Genomic DNA, 23443 nt, shown 5'->3' on the forward strand with positions numbered 1-23443 from the left:
TCACGGCGCCAGCTTGCGCTTGAGCATGCGCGCCATCGGCAGCGGCATGCGGTCGAGCGATCCCAACAGATGCGGCAGCAGCTTCAGCTTGAGCCCGCTCAGCGCCGGCGGCACCATGGCCTCGATCAGATGCGGGCCCGGCCGTTCCAGCGCGCCCTTCAGCGCGCTGGTGAATTCATCGGGCGTGCTGACGCGGGTCGCGCGCACGCCCATGCCGTCGGCGATCTGCGCGAGCTTCAGCACCGGACCGTGCAGGTCGAGCTGCGCCTTCGCCTTCGGCCCGATCTCCTCGGCGCCGACGCGCTCGAGCTCGACATTCAGCACCGAATAGGACGCGTTGTTGAAGATGATGGCGGTGACGTTGAGCCGCTCGCGCGCGATCGTCCACAGCGACTGGATCGTGTACATCGAGCTGCCGTCGCCGATCAGCGCGATCACGGGCCGGTCCGGGCAGGCGATCGCAGCGCCAATCGCATTCGGCAGCCCCTGCCCGATGGCGCCGCCGGTCAAGGTGATCAGATCATGCCGCGGCGCGCCGGCGGTGAATTTCGGCAGCATCAGGCCGGAGCTGATCGCCTCATCGACGATGATCGCGTTTTCCGGCAACAGATGACCGACGGCCTTGCAGACCTTCTCCGCCGTGAGCTTCTTGCCGCGCGGTCGCCCCGGCCGCCACGGCGCCGACACCACCGGTGTGACGCCGTCGGCCCCGAGAGCCTTGGCGAGCCGGGCCAGACTGCAATCGGCGGCCTGCGATGGCGTCGACAGGGTCACGACCTTGCAGCCGTCATGCGGCAGGTAGCTGCGCTTGCCCGGATAGGCGAAGAACGACACCGGCGCCTTGGCATCGACCAGGATCAGCGTATCGATCTCCTTGAGCTGCACCTGCGCCATCTCGGCGAGATAGGCGATGCGCTCGACATGCGGCAGGCCGGCGCCGCGCTCCATACGCGTCGGGAAGGTCTCCGCGAACACCTTGACGTCGCAAGCCGCCGCGATACGCGCGGCCCACACCAGCGACTCCTCGTGCAGCGCCGTGCCGCCGAGCAGCAGAGCGCTGCGGCCCCCGGCCTTGATGGTGTCGGCGACGGCGCGCACGGTCGTGTCATCGGCCGCTGGCGGGCGCTCGATCACCGGCCCCGGCTCGGGCACGCCGCCCTCGCCCCAGGACACGTCCGCAGGAAGGATCAGGGTCGCGACCTGGCCCGGCCAGGAGCATGCCGCCTTCACCGCCGCGACCGCATCGCGGCACAGCTCCGACGTCACCTGGGAGGTCCATACGAAGCCCGGCGAGACGTTGCGCGCCACGGTCTCGATGTCCGATTGCAGCTGCGCGTCGTATGGCACGTGATAGGTCGCGTGATCGCCGACGATGTTGACCACGGGCACCTTGCCCTTGCGCGCATTGTGCAGATTGGCGAGGCCATTGCCGAGGCCGCAGCCGAGATGCAGCAGCGTGGCCGCGGGCATGCCGGTCATGCGGGCGTAGCCGTCGGCCGCCCCCGTTGCGACGCCTTCGAACAGGCACAGCACCGCGCGCATCTCCGGCGCGGAATCCAGCGCCGCGACGAAATGCATTTCAGACGTGCCGGGATTGGTGAAGCAGACCCGAATGCCGGAATTGACCAGGGTCCGTAATAGAGCTTGCGCGCCGTTGGGCATGAAAAGCCTCTTAGTGGGAGACGCATGACTCGAGCGCGAGCTGATCGGCCTCGCCCCGGCGTTCCCCGCAATTTGTTTCTCTCATTGTGGGGTTGACCGCCTCAGAAATCCAATGAATTGTTATGGCGGGATCAATGAGCTCGGTGCATCAATGCACACGCCGACCTTGCGGCAGTTGCAGCAGCTGGTCTACCTCGCGGAAGAGCGGCATTTCGCCCGCGCCGCCAAGCGCGCGCACGTCACGCAATCCGCGCTGAGCCGCAGCCTGCAGAGCTTGGAGGACAGTGCGGGAATGCGGCTGTTCGACCGCAGCTCGCGCTCGGTGGAGATTACCGACATCGGCGAGCGGCTGGTGGCGCGCGCCCGCGCGCTGCTGTCGGGCGCCGACGATCTCGGTCGCGAGATGCGGCTGTTACGCTCGGGAGATGCCGGCGAGCTGACGGTCGGCGTCGGCGCATTCACGGGCCTGACGCTGCTGCCGGACGCCATGGCACGGCTGTATTCGGACCATCCGTCAGTGCGCATTACGGTCGTGCAGGACAATTGGCGCGCCCTCAGGGAGGCGCTGCACCAGGGGAAGCTCGACTTCTTCCTGGCGCACACCACTGAGATCCGCGCTGATGACAGTTTGGAGATCGAGCCCCTCGGCAGCCTGCCCGGGCATTTCTACTGCCGCCCGACGCATCCCCTGGCCGGCCGGCGAGACCTCAAGGCCCGCGATCTCGCCGGCCAGCACTTCGCCTCTGTCGCGCTCCCCCCGGAATTCAGCCGGCGGCTGGACGAGCTGATCGCGGCGCCGGGGGAACGCGGCTTCGACGTCGCGCTCGAATCCGAGAATGCGGGCCTGCTGGTGCAAATGGTTGTCCGCTCCGACGTCATCCTGGTCTCAGGGGATGCGGTGCTCACCCAGGAGCTCGCCTCCGGTCAATTGGTCCGGCTCGACGTCGCCGAGCTGAAAGAGCCGCGGGCATCGGACCTGCTGCTGGCGCAGTTCGGCATTCTGCGCCTGAAGGGCCGGACCCTGTCGCCCGCGGCGATGATGCTGATGGACCTGGTGCGCGCGCAGGCCGCGCGCATCTTGATCCCGCCGCACCGGTCACGCGCTGTCGCAAGTCCGCTTCGACGCGGCAAACGCGCAGCTCCGCGCCGCAAGCCGGCGGCGCCCGTTCGCCGCCGGTCGCGCGTGGGCGCGTAGACGCAGGCGCGGACGAGCAGTCAGCCAAGCTTTACCGCCTCACGCCGAGCGCGCGGCCCGGCACAGCGCCGACAGACAAGCGAGCGCCTCCTCGGCCCGCTGCTCCGGCACGAACAGATGATCGTGATGATAGGCGGATACCGCGTTGACGCTGATGCCCGCCTGGGCGAGCCGCGCCGTGATCGCGGCGAGAAAGCCGACCGCATCGAGCGCGGAATGGACATTCAACGTGATCAGGCGCGACGCGAACAGATGCGGCAGCCCTGCCCGCTCGGCATCCTCGCGGCGAAGCACGAGCGTGATGCCCTCGCGCTCGCGAAACAGCAGCAGCGGCGGCGGCAGCGCGGACAGGTCGGCGTCACCGGCGACGGTGCAGAACACGAAGACGTTGTCCTGCAGCTCGGGCGACATCGTCCGCAGCAGCGTGTCGAGCGCACGCTCGCCGGTCATCGCCGGCTCAGGACGACGCCAGGCGCGCGCGGTCATGCGGCGCGGTGAAGTCCAGCAACGGTCCGACCGGAACGATGCCGGTCGGGTTGATGGTGCGGTGGCTCTCGTAATAGTGCCCCTTGATGTGCTGGAAGTTCACCGTCGCGGCGATCCCCGGCCATTGGTAGAGATCGCGCGTATAGGCCGCGAGATGCGGATAGTCGGCGATACGGCGGATGTTGCATTTGAAGTGGCCGACATAGACGGCATCGAAGCGGATCAAGGTCGTGAACAGCCGGATGTCGGCCTCGGTCAGCGCATTGCCGAGCAGGAAGCGGCGCGTCGCCAGCCGCTCCTCCAGCCAGTCGAGCGTGGCGAACAGCGGCCCGATCGCCTCCTCATAGGCAGCTTGCGTGGTGGCGAAGCCGCATTTGTAGACGCCGTTGTTGAGGGTGTCGTAGACGCGCGCATTGATGGCGTCGATCTCGGCGCGCTGGGCGTGTGGATAGTAGTCGCCGGGCTTGGCCCCGACCCCATCGAAAGCCGAGTTCAGCATCCGGATGATCTCGGAGGACTCGTTGTTGACGATGGTGCGCGTCTGCTTGTCCCACAGCACGGGCACGGTGACGCGGCCCGAATAATGCGGATCGGCTGACGTGTAGACCTGGTGCAGAACCTGGGCGTGGTTGATCGAGTCGGCAATGACGCCCGGCCCGTCCGCGAAGGTCCAGCCCTGCTCGCGCATCAGCCAATGCACGACCGAGAGCGAGATCGTGTCCTCCAGCCCCTTCAGCGCGCGCATGATCAAGGTGCGGTGCGCCCACGGACACGCGAGGCTGACATAGAGATGATAACGGCCAGGCTCCGCCTTGAAGCCGCCGGCACCGGTCGGACCCGGACTGCCGTCCGCGGTCACGAAACTGCGGAACGCCGAATCGTTGCGCACGAAGCGGCCGCCGGAGGCCGCCGTGTCGTACCAGACGTCGTGCCATTGGCCGTCGACCAGAAGTCCCATCACGCTCTCCTCGACATCGGCGCCGCACCGGGGGAGCCCAACTGAGCTCCCGCGCAGCGGCGAACTGCATCAGAGGAGTACACGCCGGCCAAGCGCCGCGCCAGTGCGCTGCCCGTGTCCTGTCGGGCAGGACACGGGGGCGAGGCGCGGCTCAGAACTGGAACGGAATGGTGCGGCCCGGCTGGGCCGCCTGCTCGCGCGTATAGGACACGCCGTGCACCTTGACGCCATCGGCGTTCAACAGCGTGATGATGCCGCCCCGGTTGGAGAGCGCCACCGGCGCGGTGATCGGAACCACCAGGGTGGCGCCGCGCGCGATCGTGCCCGTCAGCCGCATCGTGTTCTTCTGCTTGTCCTTGATCTGCCAGCCGTCGAGCGCGATGTCGACATCGGCGGTGTTGAGCAGGGTCACGGTCTCATGCTCCGGCGTGCGCACGTCGTTGACATAGGCCGCGATGATGCGCACCAGCCCGTCGGGCACGTCGAGCGGCGGAATCTGGTCGCGGTTCGGCGGGGTATGCGGCGCGTCGGGATGATCGGGATCAACAGGCAGAATGACCTCGCCGCTGGTATCGTCGGAATGCCAGGCCTGGGTCTGGAATTTCAGGAAGATCGCGACCCATTGCTGCTGGTCGGGGAATTCAAAGATCAGCCCGCCATCCTGCCAAGGACCATTGTCCTTGGCGAAGCGGCCGGGCGGATTGCCCTGGTTGAAATGGATGTCGTGGATGCCGCGGCCAGGCTTGAAGCCGAAATACCGGTCGGCCTTGTTGTTCTCCGGCCCCCAGGCAACGCCGAAGGCGTAGACAAAGGCGTTTTCGTCCGACATGGCACGCTGGACATAGGCATCGATCTTCTCGTTGAGATCGTTGTCGGGACCGGCCGCCGACAGCGGCAGCGGTTTCAGCTCCCACGGCTGCATCAGATTGCCCCGGATGAAATCCAGCGCCAGGCCGCCAGGCTTGCTCTGCAACGGATGGAAACCTTCGGCGACGCCCTTCAGGCCTTCGACGATCGGATGCTCGAAGCGCGAGCGGACCAGGAATTCGACCTCGCTGCCGTCCTGCGAGCGGACGTTGATGGCAATGCGGAACAGCTCGCCATCGGCCGATACCAGCACCTGGTAATGCGGGCTGCTGCCGGTCGCGAGACGGTTGTTGATGGGCCGCCCTTTCAGAAGCGAATAGTCCTTCAAAGGCATCACTCGTCTCCCTCACTCTCCAGAACAGGCCTCAAGCCGAGAACAGCAGCCGGTCGCGTTCGGCCTGAGAGCCCTCGACATAGAAGCGCTCGAACCACGCCGGCTTGCCCGACAGCGCCGTCGGCTTGCGCAGCGTGATGGCCGACGGTGCCGGAGCGGACCGCTGCTTCTCCGTCTTGCCCTTGAAGGCGTCCCGCATGCGGTTGCGAAACTGCAGATGGTCGAACACGCGCGCCGCCTCGATGGCATAGGCGGTAGCGACCTTGCGGTCTTCGATCATGATGAGATGGTCGCCATTGCCCTTCTCCCCGCTGGGCGAGAAGTTGCTCGATCCGGTGAAGACCTTCGCGGTGGGCAGGCTGAAATCGGTGACCAGGAACTTGTGATGGATGTTGCGGCCCTTGCCGCCCGACCATTCGCTCCGGAACGGCTCCGGCGCCTTGCTCGCGAGATAGGAGAAATCGACCAGGCCGATCGAGCCGTCCGGCTTGCGCAACTCCAGCGCGCCGCGCTTGTCGACCGTACCGTAGCTGAAGATCGGCCGCTCCATCACCCGGTCGAACGCGTCCTTGGTCGGCCCATCCCCCATCTGGCTGAGGAATGCGACCGAGTAGAACACCGACGAGGTCGCCTGATCGATCGCCGCGCGGATCGGGTTGAGCGACAGGTCGGTGGCCTGATGCGGCGAGAAGCAGAGCTGGATGGTCGGCTTGCCCGGCGAGTGGACCGCGTGCCACTTCTTGGAGAAGTCATCCTTCCGGAACGCGGAGGCATCTTCGAACGCCAGATCGAACATCTGGCCGAACAATTCGGCCACGCCGGCCGAATGAAACACCAGCATGTTGTTGGCCTGGATGTAGAGGCCGCGGAACGTGAAGTTGGTCGAGCCGCACAGCACTTTTTCAGGCTTGCCGTCACGCCGCGTGATCAACACCTTGTTGTGCTGCAGCGAACTGAAATGGGTGCGGACCACCGCAGCGCCCGCGTCCCGGAAGCGCTTGGCGCTGCGGGATTCCGCGCTGCCGGGCGCCTTGTGGGGGTTATCCGCGGCGTTGGAATCGTCGATGATCGCGCGCAGCCGATCGCCGAACTGTTCGAGCAGATCGATCACGTCAGGTTCGTTGAGATCATAGGCCATCACGTCGAGCGTGAGTCCTGGATCTGCCAGAGCCTCCTTCAAAAAGCCAAACAGCAGGTCATAGGCCTCGAAGCCCAGCCAGGCATAGACGCTCTCGCCGGCGCTGTTGGTCAGATCGAGCTTCTTGAACTTCGGACCGTCGCGGCTCTCGGCGGGAATGATGTCCGCATTGTTGCCGAACTCGTCGCGATAGGCCTGCGACGACGCGAAATTGCGCGTGAAGCCAATGTCGACGAGACCATCATAGGTCACCGCGCTCTGCGCGATGTCGAGCGTGAGGCCCGTCCCCTGCACCAGCGAACCGTCGTCCCGCATATGCTGCTTGGCAACGCGGTAAGTGTACGTCCCGTCCTTCGGGCGGTAAGGAAAGTGAATCCAGCGGAATTTCTGGAATGGCGCTTCGGTCGACGGAAAATTCCGGTTGCCGTTCACCGCCGCATCCGCGCCTTGCGGATAGGAGAAGGCGATCCGGTTGCGAAGCGGCGAAAAATCGCGCGCGCCCGGCGACTTCACCTCGATCGAGAAACCGACGAGGTCAGGCTCCGGGTCGGCCACGTCGAAGCCGATCATCGTCATGCGCTCTCCGCGCCAGAGCTTGCAGGCGAAGCCGTCCTTCAACGCGCGGTTCTCGAAATCGCTCATGATCAAAATGTCCCTGCCGTCGCAATGCAGCGCGCCGAGGGTTGCTCAAAGGCTGCTCGGGTCAGGCAACGATCTTCACCGCGAGCAGCGGCTAACGCAACTTGAAAATGATCCGACGCTCATACTCAACCGTCATGTTCGCCCACTTATACGTCAGCGATGTGAAGGCGGCTGTGAACGAGCTCACAAGCGCGGCGGTATCTGGATCGGCTTCAGGACAAGTCGAGCAACGCTCCGTCGTGGGCGCTCGCGTGAAAGATTGTGGCTCGCGCGTGCGGCGCGCGCATCAGCGCAAAGCGGGACGGGATCGCTTCATGGCGTTGATGAATCCCTCGCGCGCGTCCGAGTGCCCCTGCCCGCGCGGCTCCAGCACATGGCGCAGCAGGAACATTCCAGTCAGGCGAAAGCCGTCGATCAGATCCTGGTCGGACCACGCGTGATCCTCGTCATCGTCACGCAGAAAGGCCGGCAGCGGCAGCAGCCGGTCGGCCCAAGGCGCGCCGGCGCTGCGCGACACCGCGCCGCCCGACTTCGGCGAGACATAGACGAGGTCGGTGGTCTCTCCCGTCGCGGCGCAAGACTCGAGATCGAGCCCGAAGCCGAGCTCTGTCAGGATCGCAAGCTCGAAGCGGACGATGTGCACGGCCGCGCCGCCGGCGTCGGCGAAATCATCGAGCGCGTGCTCGAGCCTCACATACATCTCCTCATGCGGATCGCGCTCCGGCAGCAGCCGCGCCAGGGCGGCGAGATGGGTGATGCCGTAGGCGCCGTGCGAGACGGACATCAGCTCGGCTGCCCGCAACGTGAGCCCGTCGATCGCGTACATGCCGAGATGCTCGTCGAGCCGCGCCCGCCAGATCGCGCGCACCGTGTTGCCCGGCTGCAGGACCGGACGCATGCGATTGGCGCTGGCGCCGCGCACGAGACCGAGATGCCGGCCATGCTCGCGCGTCAGCAGCTCGACGACGGCGGACGATTCGCCGTGGCGCCGGATTCCGAGCACGATGCCGTCATCGGTCCATTCCATTTCACGAACCGCCCAACTCATTTGACACGCGATTGAACCTGAAGCCGGCCGCGCATTCAAAATCAACGTAGCCTGCGCGAACTGCCGCCGCAAACACCGTCATTGCGAGCGAAGCGAAGCAATCCAGGGCTGCGTATCCGACTCTGGATTGCTTTGCGGAGCCTGTCATCCGGCCGCGCTTCGCGCGGACCGGGTGGCTCGCAATGACGGCTTGGCGGCTTGTGAGCCAGCCCCGCGGGCGCGCTGCTCGTTGCCGACTACGGCCGATGCGTCACGCGTTGAACCAGCCGCGCGCGTCGCCGGTGAACGAGTAGTACAGGCCCATCGTCGTCAGCGCGCAGGAAATGACCTCGATGCCGGCATCCAGCGTCATGCCCGTCCGATTGATGATCTGGATCAGTCCGATGACAGACAGGACCAGCGCGCCGAGCAACACCCAGCGCGGCCAGTTCTTGCGGCGTTGCGCGGCAAGGTGGACGAAATAGAGCAGCAGCAGGATCATGCCGCCGCTGAAGATCGTCTGCTGCGTGAGCATGGCCTCGGTCATCTCGGGGCTGGGCGTGCGGTCCGACACGGCAACCGACAGCGCATCCAGCATCAAGGAGATGTAGAGCAGCACTTCGAACCACAACACGTTGCGCGGCACGCTCATCGTCATTCCCTGGGGAACTCGAGCCCCATTTCCCGGTAGCGGTCGGGATCGTCGCCCCAGTTCTCACGCACCTTCACGAACAGAAACAGGTGCACCGGCACGCCGGTGATCTCGGCGATCTCCTTGCGCGACTGGGCGCCGATCGACTTGATCGTGGCGCCGCCCTTGCCGAGCACGATCTTGCGCTGGCTGTCGCGCTCCACGAAGATCGTCTGCTCGATCCGGATCGAACCGTCCTTGCGCTCGGTCCAGCTGTCGGTCTCGACCGTGGACTGATACGGCAGCTCCTGATGCAGATGCGAGTAGATCTTCTCGCGGGTGATCTCGGCCGCGAGGTGACGCATCGGCGCGTCCGACATCTGGTCTTCGGGATAGTGGAACGGCCCCGGCGGCACCATCTCCGCCAGCGCCCGCCTGAGATCGTCGACACCGTCGCCTGAGATCGCCGAGATCATGAAGGTGCGGGCGAAAGACAGCTTCTCGTTGGCGGCCGCGACCAGCGCCAGCAGCTTTTCGCGCGGCACCAGGTCGACCTTGTTGACCACCAGGATCTTCTCGTGGGCGACGCCCGACGCCTTGTCGATGATGGCCAGCGCTTCGTCGTCGAGGCCCTTCTTGGCATCGAGCAGCACGCAGACGAGATCGGCGTCATGCGCCCCGCTCCAGGCGGTCGTCACCATCGCGCGATCGAGCCTGCGCTTCGGCGAGAAAATGCCGGGCGTGTCGACCAGGATGATCTGCGATGGGCCTTCGATGACGATGCCGCGGATCAGCGCGCGCGTGGTCTGCACCTTGCGCGAGACGATCGTGACCTTGGAGCCGACCAGCGCATTGACGAGGGTCGACTTGCCGACATTGGGCGCGCCGATCAGCGCGACGAAACCGCAGCGGGTTGCGGCCGCCGGCCCGGCCTGTTTTTCAGCCGTCATTGCTGCCGCCGCTGACGCCTTCGCGTTCGATCATGACGGATGCCGCCACCTTTTCCGCCGCACGCTTGGAGCCGCCGATGCCTTCTGCGGGCGCGAGGCCCGGCAGATCGACGGCGACACGGAACTGCGGGTCGTGATGCGGCCCGGTGCGCTCGACCTCGCGATACACCGGCGTCGGCAGGCCCTTGCCCTGCGCCCATTCCTGCAGCACGGTCTTCGGGTCGCGCAGCGGACGCCGCGGCTTGTGCATCCGCTCGGTCCAGTTGCGCTCGACGAAGCCCGCGGCCGCCGTGTAGCCGCCGTCGAGGAAGATTGCGCCAATCACGGCCTCGCAGACATCGCCGAGGACCGACTTGCGGAGCCGCGCGCCGGCGCCGGCGCCGACCGCCCCCAGCTTGATATCGTCGAGCAGGCCGAGCGACTTGGCGACGTCGGCGCAGCTCTCCTTGCGGACGAGATCGGCCAGGCGCTTCGACAGCTCGCCCTCGTCGGCGATGGGAAACGAGCGGTACAGCATGTCGGAGACGATCAGGCCGAGCACGTGGTCGCCGAGGAATTCGAGCCGCTGGTAGCTGTCGCCGCGCTTCTTGGCGGATTTCAGCGCCGAGACGTGGGTGAAGGCGGTGCTGAGCAGCGACGGATCGGCGAAGCGGTGGCCGATGCGCGCCTCGATCGCGGCATTGGCGGCCTTCTCGGCCGCCTTTGCGCCCTTGGTGGCGCCGGTCCCCGCGCTCTTGGCGCGCCGGCTGCCCTTCGCCTTGCCCGGCTTCGCATCGGCCTCCACGGCCGCAGGCGCGGCACTGTCCACTTCAGCCGGAGGCGGCGCCGCGGGAACGGGCTCGACCTTCGCGTCGCTGCGCGGCTCGCTCTTCAGCTCGCCCTTCGCCTCACCCTTGATGTCACCCTTAACTTCACTCTTGGTCTCGCTCCGGGCCTCGGCCTTCGGCTCCGACCGCATGTCGGCTTTGACCTCGGATCTCGGGCGCGAGGCAGCCTTCGGCGTCGCCTCGATCGCACCCGTGCCGGGTTGCGCGCTCGAAACGGCGGCCTGCGTGGTCTGCACCTCGGTTGAGTCGTTGGTCATCGCACGATTTTGAAGATTCTGTTCCAGCGCACCGACACCGGCCAACGCCAGAACGCCCAGGCATGCTCGCCTTCGGCAATGGAGAAGAAGATCAGTTGCGCCCGGCCGACGATGTTCTCGAACGGCACATAGCCCACCTGGCTCAGGAAGCGGCTGTCGGTCGAGTTGTCGCGGTTGTCGCCCATCATGAAGAAATTGCCGGGCGGCACCGTGTAGACGGCGGTGTTGTCGACATAGCCATTGTCGACGCAGTCAAGCGTCTCGTAGCTCACGCCGTTCGGCAGCGTCTCCTTCCAGCGCTTCACGCGCGCAGTGGAGTCCGGCTGGCCGCACGGGTCCTCGCCGACGAAGTCGGACAGGCGCTCGCGCTGGACGGGCTTGTCGTTGATGTACAGCAGCCCCTCGCGCACCTGGATGCGGTCCCCGGGCAGGCCGATCACGCGCTTGATGTAGTCGGTGGTGTCGTCCTTGGGCAGGCGGAACACGACGATGTCGCCCCGGCTCGGCTCCGAGCCGAAGATGCGGCCGGAGAAGATCGGCGGCGACAGCGGGATCGAGTAGTGGCTGTAGCCATAGGAGTATTTCGAGACGAACAGATAGTCCCCGACCAGCAGGGTCGCCTTCATCGAGCCCGAGGGGATGTTGAACGGCTGGAACAGGAACGTGCGGATGACCAGCGCGATCAGCAGCGCATGAACGACGACACGAACGGTTTCACCGAGGCCGCTCTCAGTCTTGGTTCCGGAGGTCACGCTCATCGCTCTTTCAATGTCCTTTGGCGAATGGTCCGACGATTCGCCAGCCTTTGCCGAACACCCCTCCGTCCGCGAACACAATACCGTTCCGCGGCTTGAGGGAAGTCTGTCCTGATTCTGGTGGTGAAGGCCAATTCCGGTTTGACCCAGAATCCGCCTACGAAGCAGCCGGTTCGATCCCGGCGGGTTTTAGACGACTGTGCGGGGCGGCGCAATCAATCGCCGCATCAAAACTACATAACTCGCTGAAAACGATCGCATTTTTGTTTTCCCGCCGGCATCCCGGGCACCGTCAAGATGTCTCCCGGCGCACCGCTGAAATTATGACGAAGGCCTGGGCCAGCGGCCAGTCGTCGGTGATCGACAGGTCGATGCGGGCCTCATGCCCCTCGGGAACAAGCGCTTTCAGCCGCTCGGCCGCCCCGCCCGTGAGCTGCATGGTGGGCCGGCCACCGGGCAGGTTGACCACCCCCATGTCGCGCCACCAGACGCCGTGGCGGATCCCGGTCCCGAGCGCCTTGGAGCAGGCCTCCTTGGCCGCGAATCGCTTGGCGTAGGTGGCGACGACCATCTTCTCGTTCTTGGCCCGCCGCTCGGCCTTGGCGCGCTCGGCCTCGGTGAAGATGCGGTTCAGGAAGCGCTCGCCATGGCGCTCGATCACCTCGCCAACCCGGCGGATGTCGATCAGGTCGGAACCGATGCCGATGATCATGCCGAGGTCCCGGCCTGGGCGCGGCCGCGGTCCATCGCCGCCCGCATCGCCTTCACGGTCGCCGGCAGGCCCACGAACAGCGCCTCGCCCATCATGAAGTAGCCGATGTTGAGCTCGCGGATCTCGGGCAGTGCGGCGATCTGCTCGGCGGTGGCATAATCCAGGCCGTGGCCGGCATGGACCTCCAGTCCCGCGGCATAGGCCCGCTTCGCGCCAGTGACGATGCGCTGCCACTCGGCCTCCGCCTTGTCATGATGGCCGTCGGTGATGGCGTCGCACCAGCCGCCGGTGTGAATCTCGATCACCGGCGCGCGCAGCCGCGCGGCCATGTCGATCTGCGCAGGGTCGGCGGCGATGAACAGCGACACCCGGATGCCGGCGTCGCTCAGCCGGGCGATCGCCGGCGCCAGCGCGTTGTGCTGGCCGACCACGTCGAGACCGCCCTCGGTGGTCAGCTCCTCGCGCCGCTCCGGGACCAGGCAGCAGGCGTGCGGCCGGGTCGCGAGCGCAATCCGCACCATCTCCTCGGTGGCCGCCATCTCGAAGTTCAGCGGCTTGGAAATCTCGGCCTTCAGCCTGGCCATGTCGTCGTCGCGGATATGCCGGCGGTCCTCGCGCAGATGCGCGGTGATACCGTCGGCGCCGGCCTCGATGGCCAGCAGCGCCGCCCGCACCGGATCAGGCGCGCGGCCGCCACGGGCATTCCGCAGCGTGGCGATGTGGTCGACATTGACGCCGAGGCGCAGCTTCGGAGGATGGGACATCGGCAGGCTCGCAAAGGTCTCGATCATTGAGGCCGCTGGTTTAGCGCATCATGAGAGCAAACGCTGCCGCCAAAGCGGCAGATGAGCCATTCACCCTCTAGCCATTCACACGGTCGACCCGCGCCACGATGGTCTTGGCGCGCAGCTGGTTGATGATCGCCGAGAGATGCTTGAGGTCGTAGACCTCGAGGTCGATCGTCAGCTCGGTGAAATCGGGCGAACGGCGGCTCATGCTGATATTGTCGATGTTGCCGTCGTGCTCGGCGATCACGGTCGCGACCTGGGCCAGGCTGCCGGGCTCGTTGACGTTCTCGACCCGGATGCGCGCCGGGAAACGCTGCGGCGAGGTCTCGTCGACGTCCCAGCGCACGTCGAGCCAGCGCTCCGGCTCGTCCTCGAAATCCTTCAGCGCCGGCGACTGGATCGGATAGATCGTGATCCCCTCGCCCGGCGTCACGATGCCGACGATGCGGTCGCCCGGCACCGCGCCGCCGTTCGGCGCGAACTTCACGGGGAGCCCGGAATTGAGACCGCTGATCGGAATGGCGAACGGCCCGCGATGCGGCTCGGCCGCGGGCGCTGCCGACTTGGCGGCGGTCGCCGGCGCGGCCGTCTTCTTGGCGCCGTAGCGCACGACGCGCTCTTCCTTGTAGTCGGGATACATCGCGCGGGCGACGTCGGAGGCCTTGATCTCGCCGCGGCCGACCGCAGCCATCACGTCCTCGATCGAGGCGCGCGCCAGCCGCGGCAGCGCGCCTTTCAACTTGTCGTCGGCATATTCGAGCTTGGTGCGCTCGAACAGGCGCTCGACGATCCGACGTCCAAGGCCGGCGTACTGATCGCGCACCGCGGTGCGCGTGGCGCGCCGGATCGCCGCCCTCGCCTTGCCGGTGATGGCGAGCGTCTCCCACGCCGAGGGCGGCGCCGACTGCGCGTCGGAGGTCAGCACCTCGACCTCGTCGCCGTTCTGAAGCTCCGAGGACAGCGCCGCGAACTTGCCGTTGATCTTGCAACCGACGGCGCTGTTGCCGACGTCGGTGTGGACGGCATAGGCGAAGTCGATCACGTTTGCGTGGCGCGGCAGCGCGATCAGCTTTCCCTTCGGGGTGAAGCAGAACACCTGATCGTGAAACAGTTCGAGCTTGGTGTGTTCCAGGAATTCTTCCGGATTGGAACTCTCGGAGAGGATGCCGATGGTGTGACGCAGCCAGGCAAAGGCATTCGATTCGCGCTTCAGCCGCTCGGTCGGCGACGCCAGATCGTCCTTGTAGAAAGCGTGAGCGGCGATACCAAGCTCGGCGATCTGGTCCATGTCCTCGGTCCGGATCTGCAGCTCGACGCGCTGCTTGCCCGGCCCGATCACAGTTGTGTGTATGGAGCGGTAGTCGTTCTGCTTCGGCGTCGAGATGTAATCCTTGAAGCGGCCGGGCACGACCGGCCACGTGGTGTGAACGATACCGAGCGCCCGATAGCAGGATTCCAGGTCCGGCATGATCACGCGGAACCCGAAGATGTCCGACAGCTGCTCGAACCCGATGGATTTGCGCTCCATCTTGGTCCAGATCGAAAACGGACGCTTGCGGCGGCCGAACACCCGCGCGGTCAGCCCGTGCTCGCGGAACTTGCGGGAGAGCTGGCTCTCGATTTCGCCGATGAGATTGCGGTTGCGATCGGCCAGCGCATCGAGCCGCTGCATGACGACGCCGTAGGCCTGCGGATCGAGCGTGCGGAACGAGAGATCCTCGAGTTCCTCGCGCATTTCCTGCATGCCCATGCGGCCCGCGAGCGGCGCATAGATGTCGAGAGTCTCCTCGGCGATGCGTCGGCGCGACGCCTCCGGCACGAACTCCAAGGTGCGCATGTTGTGCAAGCGATCCGCGAGCTTGACCAGCAACACACGCACATCATCGGCAATCGCCAGCAACAGCTTGCGCAGGTTTTCGGCCTGCTTGGCCTCGCGCGACACCAGCTCGAGCCGCTTCAGCTTGGTCAGCCCCTCGACGAGCGCGCCGATCTCGGGCCCGAAGAAGCGATCGATCTCGGCGCGGGTCGCCTCGGTGTCCTCGATCGTGTCATGAAGCAGCGCCGCGACGATGGTGGCGTCGTCGAGCTTCAGGTCGGTCAAAATGGCCGCGACCTCGAGCGGATGGGTAAAATACGGGTCGCCGGAGGCGCGGGTTTGCGAGCCGTGCGCCTTCATCGCGTACACATATGCGCGATTAAGCAGATCCTCGTTCGTGTCCGGATTGTAGGAGCGGACCCGCTCGACGAGGTCGTACTGCCGCATCATCCGGGACCGCGGCTTCTGCGCCCGTGGCCGCTCGGCGGGCGGCGGCGGCGCCACGGCGGCCGATTCGGCCGCCGCCTGCATCTGCGAGGGTGTGTGGCCCGAAACCGCCATGGAAAATGACTAAACCTTTATCTTCGTGACCGAATCCGCCCGACGCGGGCGGCTGACGCGCACCTATGGTAATCACGGAATCACGTTCAAATGCAAAGGCCCGGACATGGTCCGGGCCTTCACATTCTCACAAGTTAATCCGCTGCCGCGCGAACGATGATAGGGCTGTCACTCGTCCTCTTCGGGCTGCTCTTCCGGCGGCGCGAGGCCTTCGAGGCCCTTCAGCAGCTCTTCCTCGGTCATCCGCTCGACAGCGACCTCGGTGTCGTCGGCGTCGACGCTGGCACCAGCGGAGCCGATGAGAGGCACGGTGTCCGGCTCCGGCTCGTCGACCTCGACGAACTTCTGCAGCGAATGCACCAGTTCTTCCTTCAAGTCCTCGGGAGAAATGGTCGAATCCGCAATCTCCCGGAGTGCCACAACGGGATTCTTGTCATTATCTCTGTCAATTGTAAGTTGTGATCCCGACGAGATCATGCGCGCGCGATGCGCGGCCAGGAGGACCAGGTCGAACCGATTGTCTACCTTGTCGATACAATCTTCCACGGTCACGCGCGCCATTGTCGCTCCGGTCCTTTGTGTGCTTAATATGCTGATTATGTTGGGCTAGTTATAGAGACTGACCGGTTTTCGCAAGACTAAACTGGCGCTTGGTCTCAGTAACGGGCAAGGAGTAACCAATTCCTAACCCTTGCTGGCGGGCCCTTCCGAGCCGCAGAACGGGCTTTGGACAAGAAAACGCTTCATTGCGTCATCACAACTGCGCCTTTGTTGCCCCGATCACCCCCGTTTGCGGTATCGTCACACCCGACCACCGCACGAGCCTCGGCAATCTTGGCAAGTATCTTGGAATGCGCGACCGGGCTGGAGTCGCGCCAAAAAACAGAAGCTAACTGAACGCGAGACACTGAATGTCATCTTCGACCAACAAGATTGCGCTCTTCATTGACGGCGCCAACCTATACGCTACGGCCAAGACTCTCGGCTTCGACATCGACTACAAGCGCCTGCTCAAGGAATTTCAGAGCCGCGGCACCCTGCTTCGCGCGTTCTACTACACGGCGATCATCGAGGATCAGGAGTACTCGTCGATTCGCCCGCTGATCGACTGGCTCGACTACAACGGCTACACGGTCGTCACCAAGGCGACCAAGGAATTCATCGACGCCAGCGGCCGCCGCAAGGTCAAGGGCAACATGGACATCGAGCTCGCCGTCGATGCGATGGAACTCGCCGAGCACATCGACCAGATGGTGCTGTTCTCGGGCGACGGCGACTTCCGTTCGCTGGTCGAGGCGATGCAGCGCCGCGGTGTTCGCGTGACCGTGATCTCGACCATCTCGAGCCAGCCGCCGATGATCGCCGACGAACTGCGCCGTCAGGCCGACGTCTTCACCGACCTCGTCGAGCTGCAATCCAAGCTCGGCCGCGATCCCTCGGAGCGTCCGGCGCCGCGCGAGCCGCGGCATCATTCGCCGCAATTCCTGCAGCGCTCGACCACGACGCCTGCCCGCACGCCCACCCCCGCTGCGCCCACCGGCAACGATGACGATTTCGACGACTAGGCGGCGAGCGGGCTCTGCGCCCGCGCCGTCTGCGCCGTCATCGACAGATCCCGGCAGAGACTGTCCGCTGTGCCCTCGCCTCGTGGATTTCCGCGAGGCGCAGCGCGCACGTGAACCGTCGTGGTTCAACGCGCCGGTCCCGTCTTTCGGCGATCCTGACGCGCGCGTTCTGATCGTCGGTCTCGCGCCTGGGTTGCAGGGAGCGAATCGCACGGGACGGCCGTTCACGGGCGACTATGCCGGCGAGTTGCTCTACGGCACCCTGCTGAAATACGGCTTCGCCGACGGTCGGTTCGAGGCCCGGCCCGATGACGGGCTGACGCTGGTGGATTGCCGGATCAGCAATGCCGTGCGCTGCGTGCCGCCGCAGAACAAGCCGCTTCCGGCGGAGATCAACCAGTGCCGCGCCTTTCTCGGCGCCACCATCGCCGCGATGCCGCGGCTGCGCAGCATCGTCGCGCTCGGGCGCATCTCGCATGACACGCTGTTGAAGCTGCTGGGCTTGCGCGCTGCCACAGCGCCGTTCGGCCATGGCGCGGTGCATCAGGCCGGCGCGGTCAGGCTGTACGACAGCTATCACTGCTCACGCTACAACACGAACACCGGTGTGCTGACCACGGAAATGTTCCACGCCGTGTTCGCGCGCCTGAAGGCGGAGCTGGACTAGGTCGGTTTGGCAACCCTGAAGCTCGCAACCTCCCCTTGAAGCTTGGGCCACGAGTACGGTGCACGTGAATGCGCCCTCGCCCCTTGTGGGAGAGGGCATGTACGGCTTATCCGCGAGCTCGGTTCGGTGAGGGGTTTCTCTCCGCCAGCGTCGCCCATGGAGAGAGACCCCTCACCGAACCGAACTCGCGGCGCTTTCCTACATGCCCTCTCCCACAAGGGGCGATGGCGCTGTATTAGACAGCGTATGCGCTGAGACGGAGTACGCGCTCTTGATGTGAGGTGGGCAAAGGCGCGACCGCGCTCTGTCCCACGCTGCATCGCGATGGCGCCGGCCTCGCTATGTTGCTGATGAGTTCGCCCATTGATGGTGGGCACGCCACCGCCTGCGGCGGCCGCTTTGTCCACCCTACCCTGTCCCTCGCACAATCATGCCGCAGCGACTCGATTCTCCTTCAGCCACCCCAGCACGTCGCCCGCGTTCCGGTCCGGCGGAAACACCGGATAGAAGACATGGGTGATGCGCGCATCGTCGACGACCATCGCGAGGCGCTTGATCAAGGTGAGGCCGGCGATCTCCATCGTCGGCAGGCGTAGCGCGTGGGTCAGTTCGAGCGTCTCGTCGGACAGCACCGGAAACGGCAGATGCAGACGGGCCGCCATCTCGGTCTGGTAGGCGTTGCTCTGCGTCGACAGGCCGAACACGTGGGCGGCGCCTGCCGCCTTCAACTCGCCGAACAGGTCGCGGAAGCTGCAGGCCTGCGGGGTGCAGCCGCGCGCGCCGGGGATCAAGTCCCAGTCTTCGACCAGCGACACCTTGCCCGGCTCTCCGGTTCGCGGATAGGCGAAGATGACGGTGCGCCCCGGCAGGTCCGACAGCGTCACCACCGTATCGTCGGTGGCGCGCAAGCGGATCGCGGGAAGCGTCATTCCCACCAGATGCTCGGCCGCGCCATCATCGGTCGGCGCCGGAATGAGGCTCCAGTCGACATTCAACAGATTCTTCTGGTTCATCGGCTCGCTTCCCTGGCCTGGGTGGACCACCGAGAAGAGCGCGCCGTCGGCTGACGCGCGTCAGCCGCGCGCCCGCAGCAGACGGCCCTTCTCGCGGCTCCAATCGCGCTTCTTCTCGCTCTCGCGCTTGTCGTGCAGCTTCTTGCCTTTGGCAACCGCGAGCAGGAGCTTGGCCCGGCCGCGCTCGTTGAAATAGAGCTTCAACGGAATCAGGGTCATGCCCTCGCGGTCGACGGCGCCCAGCAGCTTGTTGATCTGCTTGCGGTGCAGCAGCAGCTTGCGCGGCCGCTTCGGCTCATGGTTGAAGCGGTTGGCCTGCAGATATTCGGGAATGTTGGCATTGATCAGCCAGATCTCGCCGTCCCGTGAATCCGCATAGGATTCGGCGATCGTCGACTTGCCGCTGCGGACCGACTTCACCTCGGTGCCGGTCAGCGCGATGCCGGCCTCGATGGTGTCCTCGATCGCATAGTTGAACCGCGCCTTGCGGTTCTCGGCGGCGACGGTGATCTTGGGCTCGTTCTTGTCGGCCACGTCAGGCTTTCTTCAGGAGATCCCTGATCTCGGTCAGCAACTCGACTTCGCGCGAAGGCTTCGGCGCCGCCGCAGGCTCACTCTCCTGCAGTCGCTTCAGCCGGTTCATCACCCGGATGATCATGAACAGCACGAAGGCGATGATGAAGAAGTTCAGGGTCAGTGTCAGGAACTGTCCATAAGCGAGCACGGCGCCCTGCTTCTTGGCATCGGCGAGGTTGCCGGCGCTCACCGACTTGGACAGCGGGATGAAGTAGTTCGAGAAGTCGAGGCCGCCGGTGATCGCGCCGATGATCGGCATAATGACATCGGCGACCAGCGAGTTGACGATGGCGCCGAAGGCCGCGCCGATGATGACGCCGACCGCGAGGTCGACGACGTTGCCCTTCATCGCGAATTCACGGAACTCCTTCAACATGTCTGCATCCCCCTCAGACGTGCGAGAAACGGCTCAACTCAGTTGATCAGCCCGGCATGAACCATGGCCTGGCGCACCGCGATCCGCGTCGGCTCCGACACCGGCACCATCGGCAGCCGCAGCTTCTCCTCGAGTTTGCCGAGCAGCGACAGCGCGTACTTGATCGGCGCCGGATTGGACTCGATGAACAGGTTGGTGTGCAAGGGCATCAGCTTGTCATGGATCTTCAGCGCGGTCGCCAGATCACCCTTCTGCCAGGCCGTGTGGAACTCCGAGCACAGCCGCGGCGCGACGTTGGAGGTCACGGAGATGCAGCCATGGCCGCCATGCGCCATGTAGCCGATGATGGTGGCGTCCTCACCGGAGAGCTGGTTGAACTCCTCGCCCATCGCCGCGCGCTGCTGCGACACCCGCACCATGCTGGCGGTGGCGTCCTTGACGCCGGCGATGTTCTTCAGGTCGAACAGCCGCTTCATGGTATCGACGGACATGTCGATGACCGAGCGCGGCGGGATGTTGTAGATGATGATCGGAATGCCGATCGCGTCGTTGATGGCCTTGAAGTGCTGATAAAGGCCTTCTTGGGTCGGCTTGTTATAGTACGGCGTGACGACCAGCACGGCATCGGCGCCCGCCTTCTCGGCATGCTGGGCGAGCTCGACGGCTTCCTTGGTGGAGTTGGAGCCGGCACCGGCGATCACCGGGACGCGACCCTTGGCCTCGGCGATGCACCACTCCACGACCTGCTTGTGCTCGTCATGGCTGAGCGTCGGGCTCTCGCCGGTCGTGCCGACCGGCACCAGGCCATGGGTGCCCTCCTCGATCTGCCAGTTCACCAGGCTCCGGAACGCCGCCTCGTCGACCGCGCCGTTCTTGAAAGGCGTCACCAAGGCGGTGAAAGAGCCCCGGAAATTCGTCTTGGCTGCCATGAAACTCCTCCCAAACGCCTTTTGGCCCCTGCACGAACGCACTTCATAACGGGTCTGCCGACGGGGCGGAAGGCCTGCCCGCGACGGACCTGCCTTCTCAACAGGCACCATTCGACCGCCAAACCGACCGGCCAAGCCGCCCGCGCCGTCGAAGATGGCGAACGCGGCGGACGGCTGGCAGAGCCTCACGCCGCCCTTCGGTCGTGATTTCGCCCCGGTGTTGGCGCAGGTTGCAATCCTTCCCTGTACATTTAGGATTTGTTCACCTTTTCGATAGACCCATTGGTCAGGGATCGTAGACATCCGTTGCAAAGGAACGCCGTGCCCTTTTCTGCCCGCGCCGCTGCATTGCGATCGACCGCCCTTTCGGTGTCTCTCTCGGTGTCCTTGGCCGCCGGCCTGACGCTCGGACCGGCGCTCGATCTGGCTCTCGCCAAGGAGAAGGACAAGGCGACGACCGCCAAGACTCCGATCAAGGTGCCGATGCCGAAGGCGCGCCCGATCGCGCGCGGCGCGGTTCCGAAGCCTGCCGAGACGGCCGAGACCAGAAGCAAGGTGGACGCCCGCGCGGAGGTAAAGGCGGACGCCAAGTCCGCCGCGAAGGGAACAGGCGACGTGCCGCGGTCGGCCCCGGCGCCAAGGGACATCACCCCGCCCCCGGCCGCCAGCCTGCCGCCGCGCCATCATGCCGCCTTGCCCGCCTCCCGGAAGCCGGTCGTCCCGGCCGCGATCGCCGCGACGGCATCGACCTCGCAGTCGGACAAGGAGGCGCTGGAGAACGTCATCGAGCTCGTGCGCAAGCGCAAGCCCGACGACGCGACTCAGGTCGTGCAGGCAATCTCCGATCCGGTCGCGCGCAAGCTCGCCGAATGGGTGATCCTGCGCAGCGACAACAACAATGTGAGTGTCGAGCGCTATCGCGCCTTCATCACGGCCAATCCCAGCTGGCCGTCGCAGACCTTCATGCGGCGCCGGCTCGAGGCTGCGCTGTGGGACGACAAGCGCGATGATTCCGTCGTGTGGTCCTGGTTCGAGAACGAATCGCCGCTGTCGGCCAAGGGCCGCTTCGCGCTCGCCCGCGTCCTGCTCAACCGCGGCGACCGCGCCAATGCCGAACGGCTGGTGCGCGAGGCCTGGCGCAGCGACGCGATGTCGGAAGAGACCGAGAACAACGTGCTCGACCAGTTCGGCGCGCTGTTGTCCGGCGGCGACCACAAGGCGCGGATGGACACGCTGCTGTATGGCAGCGAGCACGACGCGGCGATGCGCGCCGCGCGGCGGCTGGGCTCAGGGCATGTCGCACTCGCCAAGGCGCGGATCGCGGCCTATCGCAAGGCCTCCAACAGCCAGAGCCTGCTGGAGGCGGTGCCGCGCGAACTTCACGGCGACACCGGCTACATCTTCAGCCGCATCCAGCTCCTGCGCCGCGACGAGAAGTTCACGGAAGCCGCGCAGCTGATGCTGAGCGCGCCGAAGGATCCCGGCCGGCTGCACAATCTCGACGAATGGTGGATCGAGCGCCGGCTGCTGGCGCGCAAGATGATCGATACCGGCGAATACAAGAGCGCCTATCTGATCGCCCGCGACGCGGCGCTGCCGAACCGCGACATCTACAAGACCGAGCAGGAATTTACCGCCGGCTGGATCGCACTGCGCTTTCTCAACGATCCCGCCACCGCCGCCCAGCATTTCGCCCGCATCGGCGTCGGCAGCGTCAATCCGACGACCCTGGCGCGGGCCGGCTATTGGCAGGGCCGTGCCGCGGAGGCGATGGGGCGGATGCAGGAGGCGCGCGCGGCCTATCAATCGGCGGCGGAGCAGTCGACCAGTTATTACGGCCAGCTGGCACGCGCCAAGCTCGGCCTGCCGCAGCTCGGCCTCAACGCCGCGCCGACCGGCCGGGGCCGCGGCATCGAGCGGCTCGAAGTCGTTCGCGCGGTGCAACTGCTGTACGACATCGACGAGGGCGAGGTCGCGATCCCGATCTTCTCCGACATGGGCGACAATGGCGATCCCGATGTGCTGGTGGGACTTGCGGAGATCGCCGGCCGCAACAGCGACGCGCGCGCGATGTTGCTGGTCGGCAAGGCTGCGCTCAATCGCGGACTGCCGTTCGACCATTACGCCTATCCGGTGTCCGGCATCCCCGCCTTCCGCTCGATCGGCCCCGAGGTCGAGCAGAGCGTGATCTTCTCGATCGCGCGCCAGGAGAGCGCCTTCAACCAGGCGGTGGTGTCGCCGGCGCAGGCCTATGGGCTGATGCAGGTCACGCCGGATGCCGGCCGCTATGTCTGCAAGCGCGCCGGCGTCAGCTTCGACCTGAACCGGATGAAGACCGACCCGGTCTACAACGCGCAACTCGGCGCCGCCGAGCTCGGCGGCCTGCTCGAGGACTATCGCGGCTCCTACATCATGACGTTCGCAGCCTACAATGCCGGCCGCGGCAGCGTGCGGAAATGGGTCGAGCGCTATGGCGACCCGCGCGATCCCAAGGTGGACGCGGTGGACTGGGTCGAGCTGATCCCGTTCGCGGAAACCCGCAACTATGTCCAGCGGGTGATGGAGAATCTGCAGGTCTATCGCGCCCGCTTCGGCGGCGGCTCGCGGCTGCAGATCGAAGCCGATCTGCGCCGCGGCGCTGTCGTGGAGTAGCGAGTAGCGAGCGGAGATCTGACGTCTCGGTCAACCCCTGTTCGCTACTCCGTATTCGC

Annotated in this window: 22 protein-coding genes; 4 read left to right on the forward strand and 18 right to left on the reverse strand. The window is 65.7% G+C overall.

All coding sequences use genetic code 11. The features are described 5' to 3' along the window. Entirely contained in the window at positions 1–1662 is a 1662-nt protein-coding gene (locus ACQR1Y_RS00290) for an acetolactate synthase large subunit (protein ID WP_434878619.1), read from the reverse strand. A gap of 151 nt (positions 1663–1813) precedes the next feature. On the opposite strand from ACQR1Y_RS00290, the gene ACQR1Y_RS00295 reads away from it, so the two are divergent. After that, positions 1814–2857 carry a LysR family transcriptional regulator gene (locus tag ACQR1Y_RS00295; RefSeq protein ID WP_434878618.1) on the forward strand — a complete coding sequence of 348 codons (1044 nt, stop codon included), beginning with the start codon at positions 1814–1816 and terminating at the stop codon, positions 2855–2857. Positions 2858–2896: 39 nt separating this feature from the next. Here ACQR1Y_RS00295 and ACQR1Y_RS00300 read toward each other — a convergent pair whose 3' ends face one another. From ACQR1Y_RS00300 to rpoZ, 13 genes are all read right to left on the reverse strand, one after another. After that, positions 2897–3307 carry an ACT domain-containing protein gene (locus ACQR1Y_RS00300; RefSeq protein WP_434878617.1) on the reverse strand — a complete coding sequence of 137 codons (411 nt, stop codon included), beginning with the start codon at positions 3305–3307 and terminating at the stop codon, positions 2897–2899. A 7-nt stretch (positions 3308–3314) separates the two neighbouring features. Then, complete coding sequence (locus tag ACQR1Y_RS00305) at positions 3315–4301, reverse strand: glutathione S-transferase family protein (protein ID WP_434878616.1); 987 nt, start codon at positions 4299–4301, stop codon at positions 3315–3317. Between the two features lie 151 nt (positions 4302–4452). Next, positions 4453–5502, reverse strand: coding sequence for a DUF2278 family protein (locus ACQR1Y_RS00310; RefSeq protein ID WP_434862120.1), 1050 nt, complete (start codon positions 5500–5502; stop codon positions 4453–4455). 31 nt (positions 5503–5533) lie between these two features. Then, a complete protein-coding gene (locus ACQR1Y_RS00315; protein ID WP_434878615.1) occupies positions 5534–7282 on the reverse strand; it encodes a phospholipase D-like domain-containing protein in 1749 nt (582 codons plus the stop codon). Positions 7283–7568: 286 nt separating this feature from the next. Then, positions 7569–8309, reverse strand: a complete 741-nt coding sequence (recO, locus tag ACQR1Y_RS00320) for a DNA repair protein RecO (RefSeq protein ID WP_434878614.1) — start codon at positions 8307–8309, stop codon at positions 7569–7571. Between the two features lie 271 nt (positions 8310–8580). Then, complete coding sequence (locus ACQR1Y_RS00325) at positions 8581–8961, reverse strand: hypothetical protein (protein ID WP_434862117.1); 381 nt, start codon at positions 8959–8961, stop codon at positions 8581–8583. A 2-nt stretch (positions 8962–8963) separates the two neighbouring features. After that, on the reverse strand, positions 8964–9890 hold the full coding sequence (gene era, locus ACQR1Y_RS00330) for a GTPase Era (protein ID WP_434878613.1): 927 nt from the start codon (positions 9888–9890) through the stop codon (positions 8964–8966). Continuing rightward, a complete protein-coding gene (rnc, locus tag ACQR1Y_RS00335; protein WP_434878612.1) occupies positions 9880–10974 on the reverse strand; it encodes a ribonuclease III in 1095 nt (364 codons plus the stop codon). Before rnc ends, era begins: the two co-directional genes overlap by 11 nt. Beyond that, positions 10971–11732: a signal peptidase I gene (gene lepB / locus ACQR1Y_RS00340; protein ID WP_434862114.1), complete on the reverse strand. Its 762-nt coding sequence runs from the start codon at positions 11730–11732 to the stop codon at positions 10971–10973. The genes rnc and lepB overlap by 4 nt, the downstream gene beginning before the upstream one ends. Positions 11733–12021: 289 nt before the next feature. Then, positions 12022–12441, reverse strand: a complete 420-nt coding sequence (gene acpS, locus ACQR1Y_RS00345) for a holo-ACP synthase (RefSeq protein ID WP_434878611.1) — start codon at positions 12439–12441, stop codon at positions 12022–12024. Continuing rightward, positions 12438–13205 carry a pyridoxine 5'-phosphate synthase gene (locus ACQR1Y_RS00350; RefSeq protein ID WP_434878610.1) on the reverse strand — a complete coding sequence of 256 codons (768 nt, stop codon included), beginning with the start codon at positions 13203–13205 and terminating at the stop codon, positions 12438–12440. Before ACQR1Y_RS00350 ends, acpS begins: the two co-directional genes overlap by 4 nt. Before the next feature lie 97 nt (positions 13206–13302). Next, on the reverse strand, positions 13303–15606 hold the full coding sequence (locus tag ACQR1Y_RS00355) for a RelA/SpoT family protein (protein ID WP_434878609.1): 2304 nt from the start codon (positions 15604–15606) through the stop codon (positions 13303–13305). Between the two features lie 168 nt (positions 15607–15774). Beyond that, positions 15775–16167, reverse strand: a complete 393-nt coding sequence (gene rpoZ, locus ACQR1Y_RS00360) for a DNA-directed RNA polymerase subunit omega (protein WP_006612728.1) — start codon at positions 16165–16167, stop codon at positions 15775–15777. Between the two features lie 350 nt (positions 16168–16517). On the opposite strand from rpoZ, the gene ACQR1Y_RS00365 reads away from it, so the two are divergent. Together ACQR1Y_RS00365 and ACQR1Y_RS00370 are read left to right on the forward strand one after the other, a co-directional pair. Further along, on the forward strand, positions 16518–17171 hold the full coding sequence (locus tag ACQR1Y_RS00365) for an NYN domain-containing protein (RefSeq protein ID WP_434862110.1): 654 nt from the start codon (positions 16518–16520) through the stop codon (positions 17169–17171). After that, on the forward strand, positions 17152–17838 hold the full coding sequence (locus tag ACQR1Y_RS00370) for a uracil-DNA glycosylase (RefSeq protein ID WP_434878608.1): 687 nt from the start codon (positions 17152–17154) through the stop codon (positions 17836–17838). Before ACQR1Y_RS00365 ends, ACQR1Y_RS00370 begins: the two co-directional genes overlap by 20 nt. Positions 17839–18266: 428 nt before the next feature. Here the strand turns inward: ACQR1Y_RS00370 and ACQR1Y_RS00375 are convergent, their stop codons facing one another. The 4 genes from ACQR1Y_RS00375 to dapA are packed head-to-tail and all read right to left on the reverse strand — an operon-like array spanning position 18267 to position 20732. Next, on the reverse strand, positions 18267–18851 hold the full coding sequence (locus ACQR1Y_RS00375) for a peroxiredoxin (protein ID WP_434878607.1): 585 nt from the start codon (positions 18849–18851) through the stop codon (positions 18267–18269). Positions 18852–18911: 60 nt separating this feature from the next. Continuing rightward, on the reverse strand, positions 18912–19385 hold the full coding sequence (smpB, locus tag ACQR1Y_RS00380) for an SsrA-binding protein SmpB (RefSeq protein ID WP_434862107.1): 474 nt from the start codon (positions 19383–19385) through the stop codon (positions 18912–18914). A 1-nt stretch (position 19386) separates the two neighbouring features. Further along, a complete protein-coding gene (mscL, locus tag ACQR1Y_RS00385; RefSeq protein WP_434862106.1) occupies positions 19387–19803 on the reverse strand; it encodes a large conductance mechanosensitive channel protein MscL in 417 nt (138 codons plus the stop codon). Between the two features lie 38 nt (positions 19804–19841). Beyond that, positions 19842–20732, reverse strand: a complete 891-nt coding sequence (gene dapA, locus ACQR1Y_RS00390; RefSeq protein WP_434878606.1) for a 4-hydroxy-tetrahydrodipicolinate synthase — start codon at positions 20730–20732, stop codon at positions 19842–19844. Positions 20733–21053: 321 nt separating this feature from the next. Here dapA and ACQR1Y_RS00395 point away from each other — a divergent pair, with 321 nt between their 5' ends. Beyond that, positions 21054–23384 carry a transglycosylase SLT domain-containing protein gene (locus ACQR1Y_RS00395; RefSeq protein WP_434878605.1) on the forward strand — a complete coding sequence of 777 codons (2331 nt, stop codon included), beginning with the start codon at positions 21054–21056 and terminating at the stop codon, positions 23382–23384. Positions 23385–23443: the final 59 nt, after the last annotated feature.

The sequence above is a fragment of the Bradyrhizobium sp. HKCCYLRH3099 genome, from assembly GCF_051167855.1.
In the GTDB taxonomy this organism is placed as follows: Bacteria; Pseudomonadota; Alphaproteobacteria; order Rhizobiales; family Xanthobacteraceae; genus Bradyrhizobium.

Coding starts and splice junctions, on each gene's coding strand:
- ACQR1Y_RS00290 (WP_434878619.1), bottom strand. CDS start 1,662: ATGCCCAACGGCGCGCAAGCTCTATTACGGACCCTGGTCAATTCCGGC.
- ACQR1Y_RS00295 (WP_434878618.1), top strand. CDS start 1,814: ATGCACACGCCGACCTTGCGGCAGTTGCAGCAGCTGGTCTACCTCGCG.
- ACQR1Y_RS00300 (WP_434878617.1), bottom strand. CDS start 3,307: ATGACCGGCGAGCGTGCGCTCGACACGCTGCTGCGGACGATGTCGCCC.
- ACQR1Y_RS00305 (WP_434878616.1), bottom strand. CDS start 4,301: ATGGGACTTCTGGTCGACGGCCAATGGCACGACGTCTGGTACGACACG.
- ACQR1Y_RS00310 (WP_434862120.1), bottom strand. CDS start 5,502: ATGCCTTTGAAGGACTATTCGCTTCTGAAAGGGCGGCCCATCAACAAC.
- ACQR1Y_RS00315 (WP_434878615.1), bottom strand. CDS start 7,282: ATGAGCGATTTCGAGAACCGCGCGTTGAAGGACGGCTTCGCCTGCAAG.
- recO (WP_434878614.1), bottom strand. CDS start 8,309: ATGGAATGGACCGATGACGGCATCGTGCTCGGAATCCGGCGCCACGGC.
- ACQR1Y_RS00325 (WP_434862117.1), bottom strand. CDS start 8,961: ATGAGCGTGCCGCGCAACGTGTTGTGGTTCGAAGTGCTGCTCTACATC.
- era (WP_434878613.1), bottom strand. CDS start 9,890: ATGACGGCTGAAAAACAGGCCGGGCCGGCGGCCGCAACCCGCTGCGGT.
- rnc (WP_434878612.1), bottom strand. CDS start 10,974: ATGACCAACGACTCAACCGAGGTGCAGACCACGCAGGCCGCCGTTTCG.
- lepB (WP_434862114.1), bottom strand. CDS start 11,732: ATGAGCGTGACCTCCGGAACCAAGACTGAGAGCGGCCTCGGTGAAACC.
- acpS (WP_434878611.1), bottom strand. CDS start 12,441: ATGATCATCGGCATCGGTTCCGACCTGATCGACATCCGCCGGGTTGGC.
- ACQR1Y_RS00350 (WP_434878610.1), bottom strand. CDS start 13,205: ATGTCCCATCCTCCGAAGCTGCGCCTCGGCGTCAATGTCGACCACATC.
- ACQR1Y_RS00355 (WP_434878609.1), bottom strand. CDS start 15,606: ATGGCGGTTTCGGGCCACACACCCTCGCAGATGCAGGCGGCGGCCGAA.
- rpoZ (WP_006612728.1), bottom strand. CDS start 16,167: ATGGCGCGCGTGACCGTGGAAGATTGTATCGACAAGGTAGACAATCGG.
- ACQR1Y_RS00365 (WP_434862110.1), top strand. CDS start 16,518: ATGTCATCTTCGACCAACAAGATTGCGCTCTTCATTGACGGCGCCAAC.
- ACQR1Y_RS00370 (WP_434878608.1), top strand. CDS start 17,152: ATGACGATTTCGACGACTAGGCGGCGAGCGGGCTCTGCGCCCGCGCCG.
- ACQR1Y_RS00375 (WP_434878607.1), bottom strand. CDS start 18,851: ATGAACCAGAAGAATCTGTTGAATGTCGACTGGAGCCTCATTCCGGCG.
- mscL (WP_434862106.1), bottom strand. CDS start 19,803: ATGTTGAAGGAGTTCCGTGAATTCGCGATGAAGGGCAACGTCGTCGAC.
- dapA (WP_434878606.1), bottom strand. CDS start 20,732: ATGGCAGCCAAGACGAATTTCCGGGGCTCTTTCACCGCCTTGGTGACG.